Annotated in this window: 2 protein-coding genes; both read right to left on the reverse strand. The window is 72.6% G+C overall.

What is annotated here, in order from left to right; all coding sequences use genetic code 11:
• Window positions 1–73 precede the first annotated feature (73 nt).
• A complete protein-coding gene (locus OOT08_RS02655; RefSeq protein ID WP_325090995.1) occupies window positions 74–2809 on the reverse strand; it encodes a hypothetical protein in 2736 nt (911 codons plus the stop codon).
• A gap of 290 nt (window positions 2810–3099) precedes the next feature.
• A partial coding sequence (locus tag OOT08_RS02660; protein WP_325090996.1) for a hypothetical protein occupies window positions 3100–3404 on the reverse strand: 305 nt, incomplete at its 5' end.

Below are 3404 nucleotides of genomic sequence, written 5' to 3' on the forward strand. Positions count from 1 at the left end.
TAACCCCGCCGGACAGCGAACGGGTGCCCCACGCAGCTCGCGTGGGGCACCCGATTGCGCCGATCGAGGCTCGCTAGGCTCGGGACGAGCCCTGGGCCGCGCGCCTGCGGGCGAGCAGGAGCCCGGAGCCCACGAGCACCAGGCCCCCGAGCGGCAGCAGCCACGCGGCCGCGGGGTCGGCCCCGGTGTCGCTCAGCCGCCCCTCAGCGCCGCCCGCCACCGCTGGCGTCGACCCGCCCGAGGCCCCGGGGGTCGCGTCGCCGTCCGCGTCGGCCTTGCCGTCAGCGTCGGTGTTGCCGTCGGCGTCGGTGTTGCCGTCCGCATCGGCGGCACCGTCCGCGTCGGTCTTCCCGTCCGCGTCGGTGTCGCCGTCCGCGTCAGTGCTTCCGTCCGCGTCGGTGCTTCCGTCCGCGTCGCCGTCCGCATCAGCGTCGCCGTCCGCATCAGCGTCACCGTCACCGTCCGGAACGGTCACCGCGAACGCCTGCCAGCCCCGGAGGTCGCCCGCCGGGGTCTGCACGACCAGGGAGCCCGCCGTGGCGGGGGTGTCCGCCGGAAGCCGCACGGCTGCGGTCCCGGCCTCGTCCGTGCGGACCCAGCCGAGCGGGGTGCCCTCGGGGAGGATCGTCGCGTGCACCCAGCTGTTCGCGTCCAAGCCGCGCAGCGACGCGGTGGTCCCCGCCACCTGTGAGGGCTCGGTCATCGCCCGCTCGGGCACGCCCGCGAGCTGCGCTGCGGTCACCGCGCTCGGGGCCGGGGCGTCGCTGCGGTCCTCGCCCGCGAGCACGAAGGGCACGGCGACGTCCAGCGACCGGTCGTCCGCCTTGCTGCTGAAGCCGACGAGCACGTACTCGGTGCCCGCCCGGAGATCGTCGGGGTCGAGCGTCAGGGTGCGGGCGAAGCTCCCCGCGTCCCGGATGAGCGTCGAGCCAAACACCGATGACGCGGTCGCGATGAAGTCGTCCCGGTTCGGCGCGCCCGGGGCCTCCCAGTTCGCGCGGGTCATCACCCCGACGCGGACAAAGGGGGGCTGCTGCTCGGGCACCGTAAAGCCGGTGCCGCTCAGCGCGACCGTGCCGCCCGCCGCGGGATCAAAGACCCCCGCGGGGCTGTAGGCGATGGAGGCCTGCGTCGCGGGCAGCACCGTGAGGGTGCTCGGCTGCGAGGCGACGGGCGCCGAAAAACCGTTGTCGAGGACGACGCGGAACTGGAAGCCGTCCATCGCGAGCGTCAGGTTCTCCACGTACAGGATCGAGGTCTTATCCGTCGCGTAGGTCTGCCAGGTCGTGCCCTGGTCCGGGCTGACCTGCCACTCCCAGTCCGGGTCGGGGCTTCCGGAACCGTAGGTGCGGAAGATCACCTTGCCGCCGTCATAGCCGATCGCGTCCAGGTGGTTTTCGGTGATCCGGACCGGGGCCGATTCCAGGGTCACGGTCGCGACCTCGCTAATGACGGGGGCATCGACCCCGTTCGAGACGAGCACCCGGTACTGGTCCCCCGAGAACCCGAGCTGCCCCGTGGGCACGAGGCCGCTGGTCGCGTCCGTTCCGCCCCAGTCGGCCCAGCTCTGGCCGCCGTCGGTGCTGCGCTGCCACTGATAGCTCGGCGCGGAGCCGGTGACCTCGACCGAGAGGCGTAGGACCCGCCCCGCGAGGAGCGTGGTGGACGCGGGCTGTTTGGTAATCCGGATCGGCTGGAGGGCCTCCACCGTGAGCGTCACCGGGGTCGAGGTCTTCACGCCCGCCGAGTTGCTCGCCCTGATCCGGAACTGTTGCCCGGAATCGGCCAGGGCGACCCCGACGAGGTTCAGCGTGCGCGCGGTCTCCCCGGGCAGGTCCTGCCAGCTGCCGCCCGGGGCGAGTCGCTGCCACTGCAGGTCGGGATCCGGGGTGCCGGACACCTGCGCGGTGAACGACACGTCCGTGCCCTCGGAGACCGTGCGGCTCGCGGACATCGTGACGATCTCCGGGGCCATCTCCGTCACGATGGGATCGAAGCTCACCTCGAGGGGGGCCGGGGGCTTCTTCTCGTCCGCGGTCAGCCCGGAGGTGTGCCAGTAGCTGTTCAGGCCCGTTCGATACTGGAAATCGAGAAAGCTCTCGGGCCAGGCTCCCCAGCCCGGCCGGATCTGCTTCAGCTGTTCGGAGATGACGGATTCGGTGGCGCGCACCCCGTCCACGAGGGGGAAGTAGTCGCGCCCGGCGAAATCGGGAGTCACGATCAAGCCGGTCTCCGTGATCTCGATTCCCCGCATGGTCGCCACCGTCACCCCGGGGGTGGGCTCCAGGGGCTCCTTGACGTTCACGTTCGTCTGCGAGGAGCTGAAGCCGCCGAGGGTCGCCGTCAGCACCCCGGAGCCGTCGGGCTGCACCGTGAGCACGGGGTCGGTGATGCTCCACGGCACCAGGCCGCCGTAGGAGTTCACGGTCACCGAGCCCGCCCACCGGATGACCGTGGCACCCGTGTCCCCGCGGAGTTCGCCGGAGCCGTTCGCGAAGACCATCCGCTGGGGGTTGCGGGAGTCCGCGTCCAGCTGGCAGCGGTTCTCGGCGGTGACGGCGCTGGATTCCCCCGCGGGCCCACGCTTGATGATGCGCACGTCGCCCTCCTGCGTCCGATAGGAGGCCGGGGTGCCATCCCCGATCCCCGCGGAGAAGTAGTCACAGCCCCCGAACTGGGCACCCTGCTGGTGCTGCTCGTTGAGCGCCCACTCGAGGGAGGCTCCGGTGATCTCGCCCGCGGCCTCGGATGCCTGCGCGGCGATCGGGGCGGCGATGAGCCCGCCGAACACGAGCGCGCCGAGCAGCACGCCGCTGAGCGTTCGACGCCCCGCTCGGTCGGGCCCCCGGCGGGAAGCGGGCGGGGGTGGGGGAACAGCTGGACGCATAGCGACTCGTTTCATCGGTCGCGCGGGCGCGGCGACACGGAGCGGCCGGGCACGCACGAGGACAAGCGGGGGGAAGGGGGTCACCCGCGCACGCCGGACAACAAACATCCGACGGAGGCAAGGTGAGGCTATCCTAACCACGCCAGGGCGCGACAAACAACCCCCGACCGCGATCCACTCGCCGCGGCAGCCGCCCTCCGGTGCCCCGGGGGCTACTCGTCCGGGTCCGCGTCGCCCCGCTCGCGCTCGTCACCGGGGTCGCCCTCGGCGTCGAGGGACTGCGCCCCCGTGATCTCGGTGTCGGTCAGCGTGACCAGGACCCCCAGCTCGCCGCCCTCCGGGGCGGTTGCGAAGCGGATGCTCCACTCCAGATCGCCGAAGAACGCGATCTCGGGGCTCCACCCCGTCCACCCCTCGGCCCCGGCGGGCCCGGCGATCACCTCGGCCGCGTCCCGCAGGTGCTGCTCGGCCGCGCCGAGGCGCGCCAGGAGCCACTCGGGCGCAAAATGGGGCTCAC

It is taken from the genome of Leucobacter sp. M11 (assembly GCF_035726885.1).
Lineage (GTDB): Bacteria > Actinomycetota > Actinomycetes > Actinomycetales > Microbacteriaceae > JAPFRB01.